Below are 15170 nucleotides of genomic sequence, written 5' to 3'. Positions count from 1 at the left end.
AGCAACGGCCGGACCGCCCCCGCACCCGAGAACGAGGCACTATGCACCAGCCTGCCCCCGAGCCGCCCGCCGACGCCGTCGCCCGGCTCCGCGCCACCTTCCGCACGGGCCGCACCAAGCCCATGAGCTGGCGCGTCGCCCAGCTCCGCGGCCTGCGGGCCATGCTCACCGACCACCCCGCGGACTTCGTCGAAGCCCTCCACGCGGACCTGGGCAAAAGCTCCTACGAGGCGTTCCGCACCGAGATCGACTTCACCATCCGCGAGATCGACCACACCCTTGACCACCTCGCCGCCTGGCTGCGCCCCGAGCCGGCGCCGGTCCCGCCCCACCTCGCGGGCGCCACGGCGTGGACGCAGTACGACCCGCTGGGCGTCGTCCTGGTCATCGCCCCCTGGAACTACCCGGCCCAGCTGCTGCTGACCCCGATGGTGGGCGCGCTGGCCGCGGGCAACGCCGTCGTCGCCAAGCCCAGCGAGCTGGCCCCGGCCACCTCCGCCGTCCTCGCCCGGCTGCTGCCGCGCCACCTCGACCCGGACGCGGTCGCCGTCGTCGAGGGCGGGATCCCCGAGACCACGGCGCTGCTGGCCGAGCGTTTCGACCACATCTTCTACACCGGCAACGGCACCGTCGGCCGCATCGTCATGACCGCCGCTGCCCGGCACCTCACCCCGGTCACCCTCGAGCTCGGCGGCAAGTCCCCCGTGTTCGTCGACCGCGACACCGACCTGGAGACGGTCGCGGCACGCCTCGCGTCCGGCAAGTTCCTCAACGCGGGCCAGACCTGCGTCGCGCCCGACTACGTCCTCACCGACCCGGACACGGCCCGCGCGCTCGAACCCGCCCTCGTCAGGGCCGTCGAGGCGCTGTACGGCACCGACCCGGCCACGTCCGAGCGGTACGGGCGCATAGTCAACGAGCGCCACTTCGACCGCCTGACCGCTCTGCTCGACTCGGGCCGCGTGGTGACCGGCGGCCACGCCGACCGCGCCACGAAGTACCTGGCGCCGACGGTCCTGGCCGACGTCGACCCCGGCTCCCCGGTCATGAGCGAGGAGATCTTCGGTCCCATCCTCCCCGTCGTCACGGTCTCGGGCCTGGACGAGGCCATCGCCTTCATCAACGACCGCGACAAGCCGCTGGCGCTGTACGCCTTCACCGAATCCGACGAGACGCGCCGTCGTCTGGCGTCCGAGACCTCCTCCGGCGGTCTCGGCTTCGGCCTGCCCGTCGCACACCTCACGGTCTCGGACCTGCCGTTCGGCGGCGTGGGCGAGAGCGGCATGGGCAACTACCACGGCCGCTACTCGATCGAGACGTTCAGCCACCGCAAAGCGGTGCTGGAGAAGCCGCTCGGCTGAGGAAAACGCCGGCGGTACGCCCGCGCCCGCTGACCTCGGCGAGCGCGGGTGGAAGCGCCCGCGGCGTCAACCGGGCGGAGACTCCTCGCGCCGGACGACGCACAGGCCCCAGATGACAAAGGCGCAAATGGCGATCACCACGATCGACCAGAGCGGGTAGTAGGGGATGGACAGGAAATTGGCGATGATGAGCAGTGCCGCCACGGCGATGCCGAGGATCCTGGCCCAGAGCGACACCTTGAACAGGCCGACGCCCACCATGATGGCGAGAATTCCCAGGAGCAGATGAATCCAGCCCCAGCTCGTCGTATTGAATTTGAAGACGTAGTGGGGCGTGGAGACGAAGACGCGGTCATGGACGATGCCCATGAGGCCCCGGAAGAGGTCCAGGAATCCCACGATCAGCATCATCACGGCCGCGAAGAGGGTCAGCCCTTCGGCCGCTGCCTGGGAGCTGTCGGTACGGGGGTCGAGGGGTGATGACATGGGCCCACCTCCTTCTTCTCTCCATCCTGTGCCGGGTGCGGAGGGACCGCTAGGCGGGGCGGAAAGGCCCGCTCACATACCGTGCGAAGACGATCGCGGTGGGTGGGGGAAAAGGGTGCGGCGTGTGAGCCCGGCCATGAGACCTGGCTCACTTACGAAGCGGGGTAGTGGCGGACGTTGTGCCGCGGTGGGGCGAATTGGACATTCTCGGGTGGTCTGAACCTGGTTTTCTTGGGTGTGGCGTAGTAGGTCACACCTTTGCCAGCGGGTTTTCCGGCCGCTAACAATTGCGGGGTCGCCTGGCGCCGTGGACCGAGAAACGGCGCTGTTGTTTCGCGCCAATGACGGCCACCGGCGACTACGCGATTGGAAGGTTCAGCTCAGTTATGCGCTCCACCATCTCCGGCTATACCGCTCTGCCCAAGGCCCACAAGATCTCCGCCACCGCTGTCCTGGTGGCCGCCGGCGCCGCTGTCGCCCTGGCCGCCGTCCCGGCCACCGCCGCCGAGACCACCGGTGTGAAGACGGTGGCGCAGAACGCCGGCTCCTTCGGCGAGACCCAGCAGGCCGAGATCGGCCGGGCCGCCGACACCGCCCTCGCCCAGGCCCAGGCCGCGGCGAAGGCCAAGACCGACGCCGCCAAGGCCGGCCAGGACCGCGCGAGCCGTTCCACCGAGCGCGCCGCGCTGAAGCCCGCCGCCAAGCCGGCCGCCCCGGCGAAGAAGGCTTACGCGGACAACCTGGACGGCTGGATCAAGGAGTCCATGGACATCCTGCGTGCCAAGGGCATCCCGGCCTCCTACGACGGCATCAAGCGCAATGTGATGCGTGAGTCGACCGGTAACCCGCGTGCGATCAACGACTGGGACGTCAACGCCGTCAACGGTGTGCCGTCGAAGGGTCTGCTGCAGATCATCGACCCGACGTTCAAGGCGTATCACGTCGAGGGCACCTCCTGGGACATCTACGACCCGGTCGCCAACATCACCGCCTCCTGCGCCTACGCGGCCGACAAGTACGGCTCCATGGACAACGTCAACTCCGCGTACTAAGAGCCACAGAACCCCCACGCGTCGCGAAGGGCGGCGGCACCCCACCCCGGGGCGCCGCCGCCCTTCCCGCATACGCCCGCACGCTCCCTTGGCCCGCCCGCCGGGATGTGGCACCCTCACCGGCCATGGCGGATTCCCTGTCCCACAGCGATCCCACCCTCTACCGCACCCCTGCCGAAGCCGTCGCCGCGCCACCGGAGAAGCTCGCCTACGTCGTGGGTTTCGACCGCACGGCCCGGCAGCCCGACGCGCTGATGACCGTGGACACCGACCCCGGCTCGCCCTCCTACGGGCGCGTGGTGAACACGGCACGGTTACCCAACCTGGGAGACGAACTCCACCACTTCGGCTGGAACGCGTGCTCCAGCGCGCTCGCCCACGCCTGCCACAGCGACCCCCAGCGACGCTTCCTTATCCTCCCCGGGCTGCGCTCCTCCCGGCTGCACGTCTTCGACACCCGCCCCGACCCGGCCCGCCCGCGCCTGGTGAAGGTGATCGAGCCCGACGAACTGGCCGCCAAGGCGGGCTACTCGCGACCCCACACCCTCCACTGCGGCCCCGGCGGGGTCTTCCTCTCCTGCCTGGGCGGCGCCTACGGGGCCGAGGGGCCCGGCGGCGTCGCCCTGCTCGACCACGAGACCTTCGACGTGCTGCGCCCCTGGGAGACCGACCGGGGGCCGCAGCACCTGGCGTACGACGTCTGGTGGCACCTGGGCCACGACATCGCGGTGACCAGCGAGTGGGGCACCCCGTCGATGGTCGAGAACGGGCTCGACGCGGAGCTGCTCCTCCGGCGCGGGTACGGCCACGCGCTGCACTTCTGGGAGCTCGGCACCGGTCGTCACCTCCAGCGGGTGGACCTGGGCGACGAGCACCAGATGGTGCTGGAACTGCGGCCCGCGCACGACCCCGAGGCGACGTGGGGCTTCGCCGGGGTGGTCGTCAGCGTGGCGGACCTGTCCGCGTCCGTCTGGCTCTGGCACCGGGACGGGCCGGACTTCGCCGTCCGCAAGGTGATCACGATCCCGGCGGAGCCCGCCGCGCCCGAGGACCTGCCCCCGGCGCTCAAGCCGTTCGGGGCGGTGCCACCGCTGGTCACGGACATCAACCTGTCCGTCGACGACCGATGGCTGTACGTGTCCGCGTGGGGAACCGGCGAGCTCCTCCAGTACGACGTGAGCGACCCGTTCCACCCCCGGCGGGCCGCCTCCGTCCGGCTGGGCGGCATCGCGGGCCGCGAGCCCCATCCCGCGGCCCCGGGCGTCCCGCTCACCGGCGGGCCGCAGATGCTGGAGCTCAGCCGCGACGGGCGGCGCGTCTACGTCACGAACTCGCTGTACGGCGCGTGGGACGACCAGTTCCACCCCCAGGGCATCCGGCCCTGGATGGCGAAGCTCGACGCGGACACCGGCCACGGCGGCCTGGCGGCCGACCCGCGCTTCTTCCCGCACGGCGACGACTTCCAGGGCCTGCGCGTCCACCAGACGCGCCTGCAGGGCGGCGACGCCTCGTCCGACTCGTACTGCTTCCGCTGACCCGGCGGCCCCGCAGTCACTTCGTGTGCTGCGGGGCGTCCGGCAGCAGCCGCCCCCGCGACGCCTCCGGGGCATCGGCCGCGTCGTCGACGGTGGTGGTGCGGCGGGCCCAGGGATAGTAGACGGCCGAGGTGACGGCCAGGCCGACGATCCAGGAGACGTCCGCGCCGCCGAGCAGGGAAGTCAGCGGTCCGGTGTACAGCTTCGTCGCCAGGAACGGCACCTGGGCGAGGATGCCGAGGGCGTAACAGCTCAGCGCCGGAACGTTCCAGCGGCCGTAGCGGCCGTCCGGGTCGTACAGCGCCGGGACGTCGACGCGCTCGCGCGAGACGAGGTAGTAGTCCACCAGGTTGATGGCGCTCCACGGCGTGAACACCGTGAGCAGCAACAGGATGAAGTTCTTGAAGTTGTCGAGGAAGTCCGCGCTGGCCGCCATCGCGATGACCGTGGCCACCGCCGAGAACCCCGTGATGTAGGCGACGCGCGCGGCCGGTGTGATCCGCGAGCGGCCGTCGAAGGCCGTCACCGTCGTGAGGACCGACATGAAACCGCCGTAGGCGTTGAGGCAGTTGGCCGTGACCTTGCCGACCAGCACCACCAGGTACATGACGTACCCCAGGGCCGCCGGCCCGGCCAGCTCGCCGACGAAGCCGACCTGGTCGGACAGGAACCGGTCCCCGGCGACGGCCGCGATCAGGGCGCCCAGCGACATGGCCCACACGGAGCCGGTGACGGTGCCCGCGAACGTCGCCCGGAACGTCGCGCGTTCGCCGGCCGACCGGGGCAGGTAGCGGGAGTAGTCGGCCACGTACGGGCCGAACGTCAGCTGCCAGCCGGCCCCGAGCGAGACGGCGAGCAGGAACGTCGCGGCGTCGAACGGCTTGACACCGACGTGCGCGGGAACGTCGTAGCGGGTGAACACGGCGACCACGAGATAGCCCAGCCCCACGATGCCCGTCACGGTCGCGACCCGGCCCGCGAGGTGGATGAGGCGGTATCCGGCGACCGCGACCACGGCGGTCAGCGCCCCGAACAACGGAATCCCGAGCGTGGCGTCGGGCAGGTGGAGGATCCTGCGGACGGCCTGCCCGGCCAGCACACTGCCCGTGGCGGCGAACCCCAGGTACATGAGGATCACCAGCACGAGCGGGACCACGGCGCCCAGCACGCCGAACTGCGCCCGGCTGGAGATCATCTGAGGCACCCCCAGCCGCGGCCCCTGGGCGGAGTGGAGGGCCATGACGACGCCGCCGAGCACATTGCCGATCAGCAGGGCCGGGATCGCCCACAGCGCGTCGGCGCCGAAGACCACCGCCAGCGCGCCGTCGACGACCGCCGTGATCTGCATGCTCGCGCCGAACCACAGGGTGAACAGGCCGGCCGGCGAACCGTGCCGCTCCTCCTCGGGTATCGGGTCGATCGTCCGGCGCTCCATGGCGAGCGGGGACGGGGAGGGGGAGGGGGACGGGGGCGGTCGCTCCGGCGTCGTCGTCATGGGTGCCACACTCCTGGCTCGCGCGATGTCGCCCAGAATCTGGCACGGCGGGAAATCCCACGTCAACGCTTGGGAGCCCGGAGAGGGTTACGGCGTTCGCGGGCCGTCCTCAGACTTCCGCGCGGTGGGTGATGGGCGCCTCGGAGCGGTCGCCCAGGAACTCGTACCAGCGGCGCTGCAAGCAGACGTAGCGCGTGTCGGCCTCGACGAGTTTGAGGAACGCCTCCACCGTCTCCGTGAGGCGCTGCTGGTGCCCGGGGTCGGCCAGCGACCCGTCCTCCGCGAAGCTGTCGTACGAGCGGGCGAGGCTGAACATGTCCGGGTAGACACGGGTGCCGAGGTGCTCCAGGGGCACCCGCAGGGCCCACAGGCCACGGTTGCCGCCGACGAGCGACGGGGAGGCGGAGACCAGCAGCGCGTGCTTGGTCTTGAACGCCTGTGGCTGCACGCGGGAGACCCAGTCGATGGCGTTCTTGAGGAGGCCGGGCACGGAGGCGTTGTACTCGGGGGAGGAGATGACGAGGGCGTCGGCGCCCTCCATCCGTTCGTGCAGCGCGAGCGCGCCGGCCGGGATGCCGTCGGCCTCCTCCGCGTCCCCGTCGTACAGCGGCATGTCGAATTCGCGCATGGTGGCGAGGTCGGCGTCGGCCCCGGCCTCGGTGATCAGCCGGGCCACCAGGGAGGCGAGGCGGGCGTTGGTCGATCCGGCCCGCAGCGCGGCGCCGAAGACGAGGACCCGCAGGGGGCCGGGGCGGACGTCCGTGGCCATGAATCCGTCCTTCCGGCGGGTGCGGCACGCGCCCGGCTGGGCGCCGTCCGGACCAGTCTGCTCCCGGGGCGGGCGGCACGCCACGGGGCTGGGCCTTCCGGGCGAGGCACCGATTTGGTGGAAGGGCAGGGGGGCCGTGTAATGTTCTCCGTGTCGCCAGGGAGACCGCGAGGGAAACCGGGCGGACAACAGAACAAGGGGCTATAGCTCAGTTGGTAGAGCGCCTGCATGGCATGCAGGAGGTCAGGAGTTCAATTCTCCTTAGCTCCACAGTGGACCGAGAGGCCGCCCGTAACGGGCGGCCTCTCGGTCGTTCGCGCGGGGGACGCGCGTCAGCGCTTCCGGCGCTTCGCGATCGTCGTCATCACCACGGGGAGCAGCAGCTCCAGGGCCTTGGCGACGGTGGCGGGCGGCAGCCCCGTCCGCTTCGCGACGGCCTCGGCCACCGGCCGTGTGATCTTGCTGAGGACGCCGGACATCAGCCCGCCGCCCAGGCCGCCCGCCAGTCCGCCGCCGAGCCCGCCGAGGCCGAGCGCCCCGCCCCCGGTCAGTTCGGCGGGGAGCTCGTCGACCGTGGCCGCCACGACCTGTTTGGCGCCCTCGGTGTCGGTGCCGAGCTCCTGGGCCAGTTCCTCGATCCGGTCGTCCCCCAGCTCGTCGAGCACGTCGGCTCGCAGCGAGTCATCTGCCATGTTGTCGACACTACGCCGACGCGTCGGCCTCGGTACCCAACGCGCTACCCGCCATGCCGGTGACGCCCGAGCGTCAGCAGCACATGCGTGGCGACGCCGAGGACCAGCCCCCAGAAGGCCGAGCCGATGCCCAGGAGGGTGACGCCGGAGGCGGTGGCCAGGAAGGTGACCAGCGCGGCCTCCCGGTCCCGCTCCTCCCGAACGGCGCCCGCCAGGCCGCCCGCCAGCGCCCCGAAGAGGGCGACTCCGGCGATCGCGGCGACGAGCTCCTTCGGCAGCCCGGCGAAGAACGCCACCAGGGTCGTGCCGAAGGACCCGACGAGGAGGTAGAACGCGCCGCACGCGACCCCGGCGACGTAGCGGCGGCGCGGGTCGCGGTGGGCCTCGGGGCCGGTGCAGATGGCGGCGGTGATGGCCGCGAGGTTGACGGCGTGCGACCCGAAGGGCGCGAGCAGCGTGGAGACGATGCCGGTGGAGCCGATCAGCAGCCGGTCCTTCGGCGCGTAGCCCGACGCGGTGAGCACCGCCATGCCGGGGGCGTTCTGCGAGGCCAGCGTCGCCAGGGTCAGGGGCACCGCGATCCCGATGAGGGAGGCGAGGGAGAACGCGGGCGCGGTGAACACCGGCCGGGCGAGCTCGATGTGGTCGAGCCGGATGTGGACGCGCGAGGTGGCCGTGGCGCACAGCGCCCCCGCGGCGAGCGCCAGCAGCACCGCGTACCGGGGGAGCCACCGCTTGCCCAGCAGATAGGCGAGCAGCACGGCACCGGCGATCCAGGGCGCGGTGCGCAGGGAGGTGAACACGCCGGTGCCGAAGGAGAAGAGGATGCCCGCGAGCATGGCCGAGACCACCGCCGTGGGCACCTGCCGCATCAGCCGCCCGAACACCCCGGTCAGCCCGACCAGGCTGATGAGCAGGCCCGTGACGACGAACGCGCCGACCGCCTCCGCGTACGAGTACGCGCCGAGGCTGGTGACGAGCAGGGCCGCGCCCGGGGTCGAGAAGGCCGTGATGACCGGCATCCGCGTGACGAGGCTGAGGGCTACGCAGGTCAGGCCGCTGCCTATGGATATGGCCCAGATCCAGGACCCGGTCTGCGCGGTGTCGAGGCGTCCCGCCGACGCGGCGGCGAGCACGATGACGAGGGGCCCGGAGTAGGAGACGACGACGGCCACGAACCCCGCGAGGACGGCGGACAGCGAGATGTCGCGCGCAAGCCGCGGGCGGTCCTCCGCCGGTCTCCCGGCCGGTGGCGACGCGGCGGCCGGTGACGCGGCGGATGGTGACGTGCCGGCAGCGGCGTCGAGGGTGCCGGTGTCACGGGATTCGGTGCTCACGAGATTCCTCCGTCGCGCGGTTCCACTGACTGCTCGGGCCGGCCACGGGCCCGGCGGGGGCCTCGGGGCCGGCCGGAGTCCATGGCCCGGACGGCGCTCCGGTGACCGGAGCGTCCCCCACCTCGCACGCGGCGACCGTCGCACGGCAGCGTAGCGCCACGGACGGCTCCGCCCCGGGTGGTGATCGTTACATCGCGGAAGACCCGGCCCGGGGGCTCACCCCAGGCGCCGGGCCAGCCACGCCAGGGCCGCCGCCCCCTGGGCGGCCTGGAAGGCCCGGAGGGTCGGCAGGCCGGGCGGGTCGGGCAGGAGCGACTGGCGGACGAAGTACCCGGCCACCGCGGCGAGCACCGAGGTCACGCCCTTGGGGTCGGCGGCCCGGCCCAGGGGGTGCGCGGTGAAGACGGACTCCGGGTCGGGACCGCCCTGGGACGCGACGCTCGGCAGCATCACCAGCAGGTCGTACCAGGGGGCGGCCCGCAGGGCGTGGGGCCAGTCGACGAACACCACGCGGTCGTCGGTGAGCAGGATGTTGTCGGCGCGCAGGTCGCCGTGGGCGAGGCTGTCGCCGGTGGCGGGCTCCGCCCAGCCGGACTCCAGGCCGGCCAGCAGCGCGAGCCGGTCGGCCGCCCACGGGTCGAGGCGCGCGGTGTCGCCCGCGGCGAGCAGGGTCCGCCAGCCGGTGAACGCCTCCGCCTCGCTCTCGGCCACGACGGGCACCTCGAACGGGGCCGGGGTCATGGCGCGGCTCAGCCCGTCGACGGCGGTGAGGACCCGGTCCAGTTCGGCGGGGAGCCAGGGGACGCGGGGCTGCCGGCCCGGGACGTCCTCGAGGAGCAGGGCGACCCAGGTCCCGTCGTCGTACGTGCCGAGCAGCCGGGGCGCGGGGGCGCCGGGCGGCATGGCGGCGCTGTTGCGGGCCTCGGCGCGGTGCAGCCGGGGGCTGTGGGCGTTCGTCTCGGCGCTGACGGCCTTGACGAAGGCGCGCCGGCCGTCGGCGAGCTGGACCCGGGCGGCGACGCCGGGTGAGAAGCCGCCGCTCTGGCTGTGCGCCTCGACGACGCGTCCGCCCAGCGCGTCCTCCAGGGCGCGGCGCACGGCGGGCGGCAGGTCGGCCCAGGGCCGGCGGACACCGGTGGCCGGGGGTGCGATCGTCTCCATCTCCGTATGGTTCGCCACGGGACGGGCCCGGGCCAACGGGTTTTTCCCACAAGCGGGTTTTCCCCCACAAGGGGCGAGTTCCTTGATCGACATGACATGTAGGAAATTTCCTACCTATAGTCGTCTCCATGAACACCACTCCCATCGGTACCGGGACGTCGGAGGGTCGCGTCTTCGCGGCTCTGGCCAGCCCGGTGCGCCGTGAGGTGCTGAGGCTGTTGCGGGAGCGCGGGCCACAGCCCGTCGCGGAGCTGGCGGGCCACTTCGACATGGCCAGGCCCAGCTTCTCCGAGCACCTGCGGGTGCTGCGCGAGTGCGGGCTGGTGAGCGAGAACAAGGTGGGCCGTCAGCGCTTCTACGAGCTGGAGGCAGCGCCCCTCTTCGAGGTGCAGGAGTGGCTGCACCCCTATGAGCGCTTCTGGCGCGACAAGCTGTCCGCCCTGCGGACGGTGCTCGACGAAATGGAGGACGAGGAATCATGAACGAGCGAGGAGCCATCATGAACGAGCAAGACGTGAACGAGCGCGACGACCTGACCGCGGTCCGGGTCGACGAGTTCCTGCCGCACCCGCCCGCCAAGGTGTGGCGGGCCCTGACCGAACCCGAGCTGCTCGCCCAGTGGCTGATGCCCGGCGACTTCCGCCTGGAGGTCGGCCACCGGTACACCATGCGGGCCGTCGCCATCCCCGCCACGGGGTTCTCCGGCACGATCGCGGCCGAGGTCCTGGCCTTCGAGGACGGGAAGATGCTGCGGATCGGCTGGCGGGACGCCCACCCGGAGAACGGCGCCGACGTCGACTGGACGATCACCTGGACGCTTGAGCCGGAGGGCCGGGGCACCCGGCTCTTCCTGGACCACGAGGGCTTCGACCCGGACAACCCGCTCCAGCAGAAGGCGCGCGCCATCATGAGCGGAGGCTGGCGCAGCCACGTCATGCGCTCCCTGCTGTCCTGCCTCGACGGCATGGAGGACGCCTAGTCCGCCATAGCCCGCATTCGAAAAGGCCCGAGGCCGGTTCCCGTGCGAAACGGGAACCGGCCTCGGACGATTCTGGTGGGGAAGGCGCGGCGGGCGCGGTCAGTGCGCCGCGACGGCCCGCTGGCGCGCGTAGCCCACGGCGGCCAGGGCCACCGCCAGGCCACCGGTGAAGTACAGCTGCACCCGGGTGTCGGCGTCGAGGGCCATGAGGCCCAGCGCCCCGGCCACCCCGGCCAGCGTCACCCACGTCAGATACGGGAAGCCCCACATCCGCACCGTCAGGCGCTCGGGCGCCTCGCGCTCCAGCCGGCGGCGCAGCCGCAGCTGGGAGACGGCGATGAAGCCCCACACCACCAGGACGACCCCGCCGACCATGTTGAGCAGCCAGGCGAAGACCGTGGTGGGGTACCAGTACGACAGCAGGACGGCGACGAAGCCGAACGCGGACGACGCGAGCACCGCGCGGCGCGGCACGCCGCCGGAGACCCTGCCCAGGGCCTTGGGGCCCTGGCCGCGCGCGACCAGCGAGTAGGCCATGCGCGAGGCGCCGTAGATGTTGGCGTTCATGGCCGACAGCAGGGCGATCAGCACGACCACGTTCATGATCTGGCCGCCGCCCGGGACGCCCAGCCGGTCGAGCACGGCGGCGTACGGGCCGTCCTCGGTGACGGACTTGTCGTTCCACGGGATGAGCGTGACGATGACGAGCATCGAGCCGACGTAGACGATGCCGATGCGCCACATCGTCGTCCGCACGGCCTTGGCCACGCCGCGCACCGGGTCCTCCGACTCGGCGGCCGCGATGGTCACCGTCTCCAGGCCGCCGTACGCGGCGAGCGAGGCCAGCAGGCCGATGAGCAGCCCGTCCACGCCCGTGGGCAGGAAGCCGCCGGCGCCGGTGAGGTGGGCGGCTCCGGGGGAGTCCGTGCCGGGCAGGACGCCCAGGACGGCGAGGGTGCCGAGGATCAGGAAGAGCGCGATCGCGCCGATCTTCAGGGTGGCGAACCAGAACTCGAACTCGCCGAAGTGCGCGACCGCGCCCAGGTTGGTGCCGCAGAACAGCGCCATGAAGAGCAGGACCCACAGCCAGGACGGGGTGCCCGGCAGCCAGCCCTGCACGATGTGGGCCGCGCCGATCGCCTCGATCGCCACGCCCACGACCAGCAGGGTCCAGAACATCCAGCCCGCGGTGAAGCCGGCCCACGGGCCGATCGCCCGGTCGGCGTGGACGGAGAAGGAGCCGGAGGCCGGATTGGCGGCGGACATCTCGCCGAGCATCCGCATCACGAACATCACGAGCAGGCCGGACACGGCGTACGCGAGCACGATCGACGGGCCGGCCGCGGCGATGCCGGCGCCCGAGCCGACGAAGAGGCCCGCGCCGATGACGCCACCGAGGGCGATCATCGAAAGGTGCCGCTGCTTGAGCCCGTTCGACAGCGGGGAGCCCTGCTGAGGAGTGCTCTCCACCGGCGGGGGAGGAGATGTGAGTGTCCGGCTCATGGTCGTACCTGTCCATTATCCGAGATCGGGGAGTCTCGAGTATGGAGAAGCGCGCACGGCCCCGGCCGCGGCGTCCGATATCCGGACGGTCGCTTCACGCAGGGTGATCGTCGGACAGCGCGCGCATTAATGTGGGGCCATGATCAATGCTGATGACATCCGCCGTATCGCGCTTTCCCTGCCGGAAACCGTGGAGAAGGAGGCATGGAGCATGCCCACCTTCCGCGTCGCGGGAAAGATGTACATCACGATCCCCGACGACCAGACGTCCTTCGCCGTCCGCTGCCCGAAGCACGAGCGGGCCGAGCTGATCGCGGCCGAGCCGGAGAAGTTCTGGGTGCCGCCGCACGAGGCGAGCTCCTCATGGGTGCGCGTACGCCTCGCAGCCCTGGAGGACATGGACGAGCTGCGCGACATCCTCGTGGACTCCTGGAAGCAGGCGGCGCCCGAGCGGCTGCTGGAGGCCCTGCCCGCCGCCCTGCGCTCCGGCGACGCCTGATGCGGTCCACGCGGGACATGCGGTACGCCAAGAGTGCCGACGGAGCCCGGATCGCCTATCGGGCAGGAGGAGCGGGCGAGCCCCTGCTCCTGCTGGCCGGGCAGGGCAACACCCACCACTGGTGGGACGGCGTCCTCGACGACTTCCGCGCCGCCCACCGCACCGTCACCCTCGACTACCGGGGGACGGGCGAGAGCGACCGCCCCGACGAGCCCTACAGCATCGAGGGTTTCGCCCGGGACGCGCTCGCGGTCCTCGACGACCTCGGCGTCGAACGGGCCCACGTCTACGGCACGTCCATGGGCGGCCGCGTCGCCCAGTGGCTCGCCGCCCACCGGCCGGACCGGGTCCGGGCCCTCGTGCTCGGCTGTACGTCCCCCGGCGGCCCGAACGCGGTCGACCGCGGCGACGACGTGCGCCTGTCGCTGATGCGGCCCGCGCCCGCGGGCAGGCGGGCCCTGCTGGAGCTGATGTACACGCCGGGCTGGCTCGCGAGCCACCCCGGCCCGCACCACACGCTCGGCGACCCCACCATGACGCCGAAGGAACGGCTCAGGCACCTGGTCGCCAGCGAGCGGCACGACGCGTGGGACGCGCTTCCGGGCATCCAGGCGCCCACGCTGGTGGTGCACGGCGACGACGACCTGCTCAACCCCACCGCGAACGCCACCCTGCTCGCGGAGCGCGTGCCCGGCGCCCGGCTGTGCCTGATCCCGGGGGCGCGCCACGCCTACTTCGAGGAGTTCCGGTCCGTCGCCGGCCCGCTCGTCCTGGACTTCCTCCGGGAGCACGAGCGGGCCTAGCGGGACGGGAGGGCGGGGCCTAACGCTTGGGGGCGGCCTTGGGGGCGCCCTTCGCGCCGCCGCTCTTGTGCGGGGTCTTGTGCTCGGCCTTGGTCTTGCCGTGCGCGGAGCCGTGGCCCTTCGAGTGGCCGCTCTTGGGCCCGCCGCTCTTCGGGCCGGCGCCCTTGGGGCTGGTTCCCTTGGGGTTCTTTCCCTTCGGGGTCGTCCCCTTGGGGGTCGTGCTCTGTGCCGCGGTGTCCTGTGCGGTCGGCGGCTTGATCCAGCCCTTCTGCACGAGCTGGTCGCAGTGCCACTTGGCGTGGTCGGGGCTCTCCTTGTGCTGCTTGACGGCCGTGTCCATACAGTCCTTGTAGGGCCACGGCGGGCCGACACGCAGATGGGCGGGGGAACGCGACTCCCGGTCGACCTGGGCGGCGGCCGCCGGGGTGCTCATGACGCCGACCGTGGCCACCGCGGCCAGAGCGATGCTCATCCAGCGCACAGCGCTTCTCCTTTTCCTCGGGTTCGGGGTACGGCTCGCCTTCGCACAACGAGCCCGCGCCACCGAGGAAACGGGCGGGCTCCGCCGCCCCGGGCCGTTACGCCGAGACGAGCGGGCGCGCGAGCAGGGGGGCGTGGTGGTGCCCGGCCCCGGTCCGGTGCTCGACCCGGTGCTCGAGCCCGGCCCGTACGCCGGGCCACTCCTCGTCGAGGATGGAGTAGAAGGCCGTGCCCCGGACCATGCCGTCGAGGCCCCGGGTGTGGGCGCGGTGGACGCCCTCGAGGACCGCGCCGAGACGCTCGATGGCCGCGCGCGAGCGGGCGTTGCGGGAGTCCGCGCGCAGGGACACCCGTCGCACGCCCCAGGTCTCGAACGCGTGGCGCAGCATCAGGAGCTTGCTCTCGGTGTTGGCGCCGGTGCCCTGGGCGTGCGCGGAGAGCCAGGTCCCGCCGATCTCCACCGCGTCGGGTATCGCGGTGAGGGGATCGCCGAGCGGGCCGCGCGGGGCCGGGGGCCACTGCACCGGGCCCTGCCAGTAGTCCAGCTCGCAGAACCGCGTCGAGCCCATGACCAGGCCGTCCGCGATCCGCACGGTGGCGAAGGGCAGCGCCCGGCCCGCGGCGCGGGCCGCGAGGGCCTCGGCCACGTAGCGGGCCGTGGCCTCCGGGCCGTGCGGCACGGGAGTGAAGGCGTAGCTGCTGCGGTCCTCGGCCGCCGCGGCGGCCAGGCCCTCGATGTGGTGCTCGCCGAGCGGTTCCAGCCGCACGGTGCGGCCGTGGAGGAAAACGGGTACGGGCACGGCGCCTGGATCCTTCAGCGATGGGGGTGACGACAGAGAAAGGAGAGACGTCCAGCGGCTTTCCGGCACGGTGGTACTCACGCTCACCGTGGGGCTTGCGGGACGGGTGTCGTCAGTATGAGGTCGGGATACCCCCGCGCGAAGGGCTGAAAGGTAAACAGAAGGAAACGGAACGGTAAACCCGCCGTGCCGCTCCTCGTCTCGTCCGGTATATGGCC

General features: G+C 72.1%; 16 protein-coding genes and 1 tRNA gene. 8 read left to right on the top strand and 9 right to left on the bottom strand.

The window, feature by feature from the left end:
• Positions 1–41: 41 nt before the first annotated feature.
• Positions 42–1361, top strand: coding sequence for an aldehyde dehydrogenase family protein (locus IE096_RS07245; protein ID WP_189449845.1), 1320 nt, complete (start codon positions 42–44; stop codon positions 1359–1361).
• Between the two features lie 66 nt (positions 1362–1427).
• On the opposite strand, the gene IE096_RS07240 is transcribed toward IE096_RS07245, so the two are convergent.
• Complete coding sequence (locus tag IE096_RS07240) at positions 1428–1847, bottom strand: DUF7144 family membrane protein (RefSeq protein WP_189449843.1); 420 nt, start codon at positions 1845–1847, stop codon at positions 1428–1430.
• Between the two features lie 386 nt (positions 1848–2233).
• Between IE096_RS07240 and IE096_RS07235 the strand changes: the two genes are divergently transcribed.
• Together IE096_RS07235 and IE096_RS07230 are read left to right on the top strand one after the other, a co-directional pair.
• Positions 2234–2899, top strand: coding sequence for a transglycosylase SLT domain-containing protein (locus tag IE096_RS07235; protein WP_189449841.1), 666 nt, complete (start codon positions 2234–2236; stop codon positions 2897–2899).
• Between the two features lie 125 nt (positions 2900–3024).
• On the top strand, positions 3025–4434 hold the full coding sequence (locus IE096_RS07230; protein ID WP_189449832.1) for a selenium-binding protein SBP56-related protein: 1410 nt from the start codon (positions 3025–3027) through the stop codon (positions 4432–4434).
• 16 nt (positions 4435–4450) lie between these two features.
• On the opposite strand, the gene IE096_RS07225 is transcribed toward IE096_RS07230, so the two are convergent.
• Positions 4451–5929 (bottom strand): purine-cytosine permease family protein, encoded by a 1479-nt coding sequence (locus IE096_RS07225; protein ID WP_189449831.1) that lies wholly within the window; start codon positions 5927–5929, stop codon positions 4451–4453.
• Positions 5930–6038: 109 nt separating this feature from the next.
• Positions 6039–6698 (bottom strand): NADPH-dependent FMN reductase, encoded by a 660-nt coding sequence (locus IE096_RS07220; protein WP_189449829.1) that lies wholly within the window; start codon positions 6696–6698, stop codon positions 6039–6041.
• A 197-nt stretch (positions 6699–6895) separates the two neighbouring features.
• Between IE096_RS07220 and IE096_RS07215 the strand changes: the two genes are divergently transcribed.
• A tRNA-Ala gene (locus tag IE096_RS07215) sits at positions 6896–6968 on the top strand.
• 62 nt (positions 6969–7030) lie between these two features.
• Here the strand turns inward: IE096_RS07215 and IE096_RS07210 are convergent.
• The 3 genes from IE096_RS07210 to IE096_RS07200 form a co-directional block, all read right to left on the bottom strand.
• Positions 7031–7390, bottom strand: a complete 360-nt coding sequence (locus IE096_RS07210; protein ID WP_189449826.1) for a DUF937 domain-containing protein — start codon at positions 7388–7390, stop codon at positions 7031–7033.
• A 44-nt stretch (positions 7391–7434) separates the two neighbouring features.
• Positions 7435–8727, bottom strand: coding sequence for a benzoate/H(+) symporter BenE family transporter (locus tag IE096_RS07205; RefSeq protein WP_189449824.1), 1293 nt, complete (start codon positions 8725–8727; stop codon positions 7435–7437).
• Positions 8728–8943: 216 nt separating this feature from the next.
• Positions 8944–9888: a phosphotransferase gene (locus IE096_RS07200; RefSeq protein WP_189449817.1), complete on the bottom strand. Its 945-nt coding sequence runs from the start codon at positions 9886–9888 to the stop codon at positions 8944–8946.
• A gap of 128 nt (positions 9889–10016) precedes the next feature.
• Between IE096_RS07200 and IE096_RS07195 the strand changes: the two genes are divergently transcribed.
• The gene (locus IE096_RS07195; protein ID WP_189449816.1) at positions 10017–10370 is read left to right on the top strand and encodes an ArsR/SmtB family transcription factor; all 354 of its coding nucleotides are present in this window, start codon (positions 10017–10019) and stop codon (positions 10368–10370) included.
• 17 nt (positions 10371–10387) lie between these two features.
• Positions 10388–10867, top strand: a complete 480-nt coding sequence (locus tag IE096_RS07190; protein ID WP_189449815.1) for an SRPBCC family protein — start codon at positions 10388–10390, stop codon at positions 10865–10867.
• A 99-nt stretch (positions 10868–10966) separates the two neighbouring features.
• Here the strand turns inward: IE096_RS07190 and IE096_RS07185 are convergent, their stop codons facing one another.
• The gene (locus IE096_RS07185) at positions 10967–12370 is read right to left on the bottom strand and encodes an amino acid permease (protein ID WP_189449810.1); all 1404 of its coding nucleotides are present in this window, start codon (positions 12368–12370) and stop codon (positions 10967–10969) included.
• Between the two features lie 139 nt (positions 12371–12509).
• Here IE096_RS07185 and IE096_RS07180 point away from each other — a divergent pair, with 139 nt between their 5' ends.
• A complete protein-coding gene (locus tag IE096_RS07180; protein ID WP_189449808.1) occupies positions 12510–12869 on the top strand; it encodes an MmcQ/YjbR family DNA-binding protein in 360 nt (119 codons plus the stop codon).
• A gap of 17 nt (positions 12870–12886) precedes the next feature.
• Positions 12887–13672, top strand: a complete 786-nt coding sequence (locus IE096_RS07175) for an alpha/beta fold hydrolase (protein WP_189450867.1) — start codon at positions 12887–12889, stop codon at positions 13670–13672.
• Between the two features lie 19 nt (positions 13673–13691).
• On the opposite strand, the gene IE096_RS07170 is transcribed toward IE096_RS07175, so the two are convergent.
• Together IE096_RS07170 and IE096_RS07165 are read right to left on the bottom strand one after the other, a co-directional pair.
• Positions 13692–14153, bottom strand: a complete 462-nt coding sequence (locus IE096_RS07170) for a hypothetical protein (protein WP_189449807.1) — start codon at positions 14151–14153, stop codon at positions 13692–13694.
• A gap of 97 nt (positions 14154–14250) precedes the next feature.
• Complete coding sequence (locus tag IE096_RS07165; RefSeq protein ID WP_189449804.1) at positions 14251–14952, bottom strand: GNAT family N-acetyltransferase; 702 nt, start codon at positions 14950–14952, stop codon at positions 14251–14253.
• Positions 14953–15170 lie beyond the last annotated feature (218 nt).

Source organism: Streptomyces abikoensis, assembly GCF_014648775.1.
GTDB lineage: Bacteria > Actinomycetota > Actinomycetes > Streptomycetales > Streptomycetaceae > Streptomyces > Streptomyces abikoensis.
Note: the sequence above shows the minus strand (reverse complement) of the source record. Positions and strands in the feature narration are given on the sequence as shown.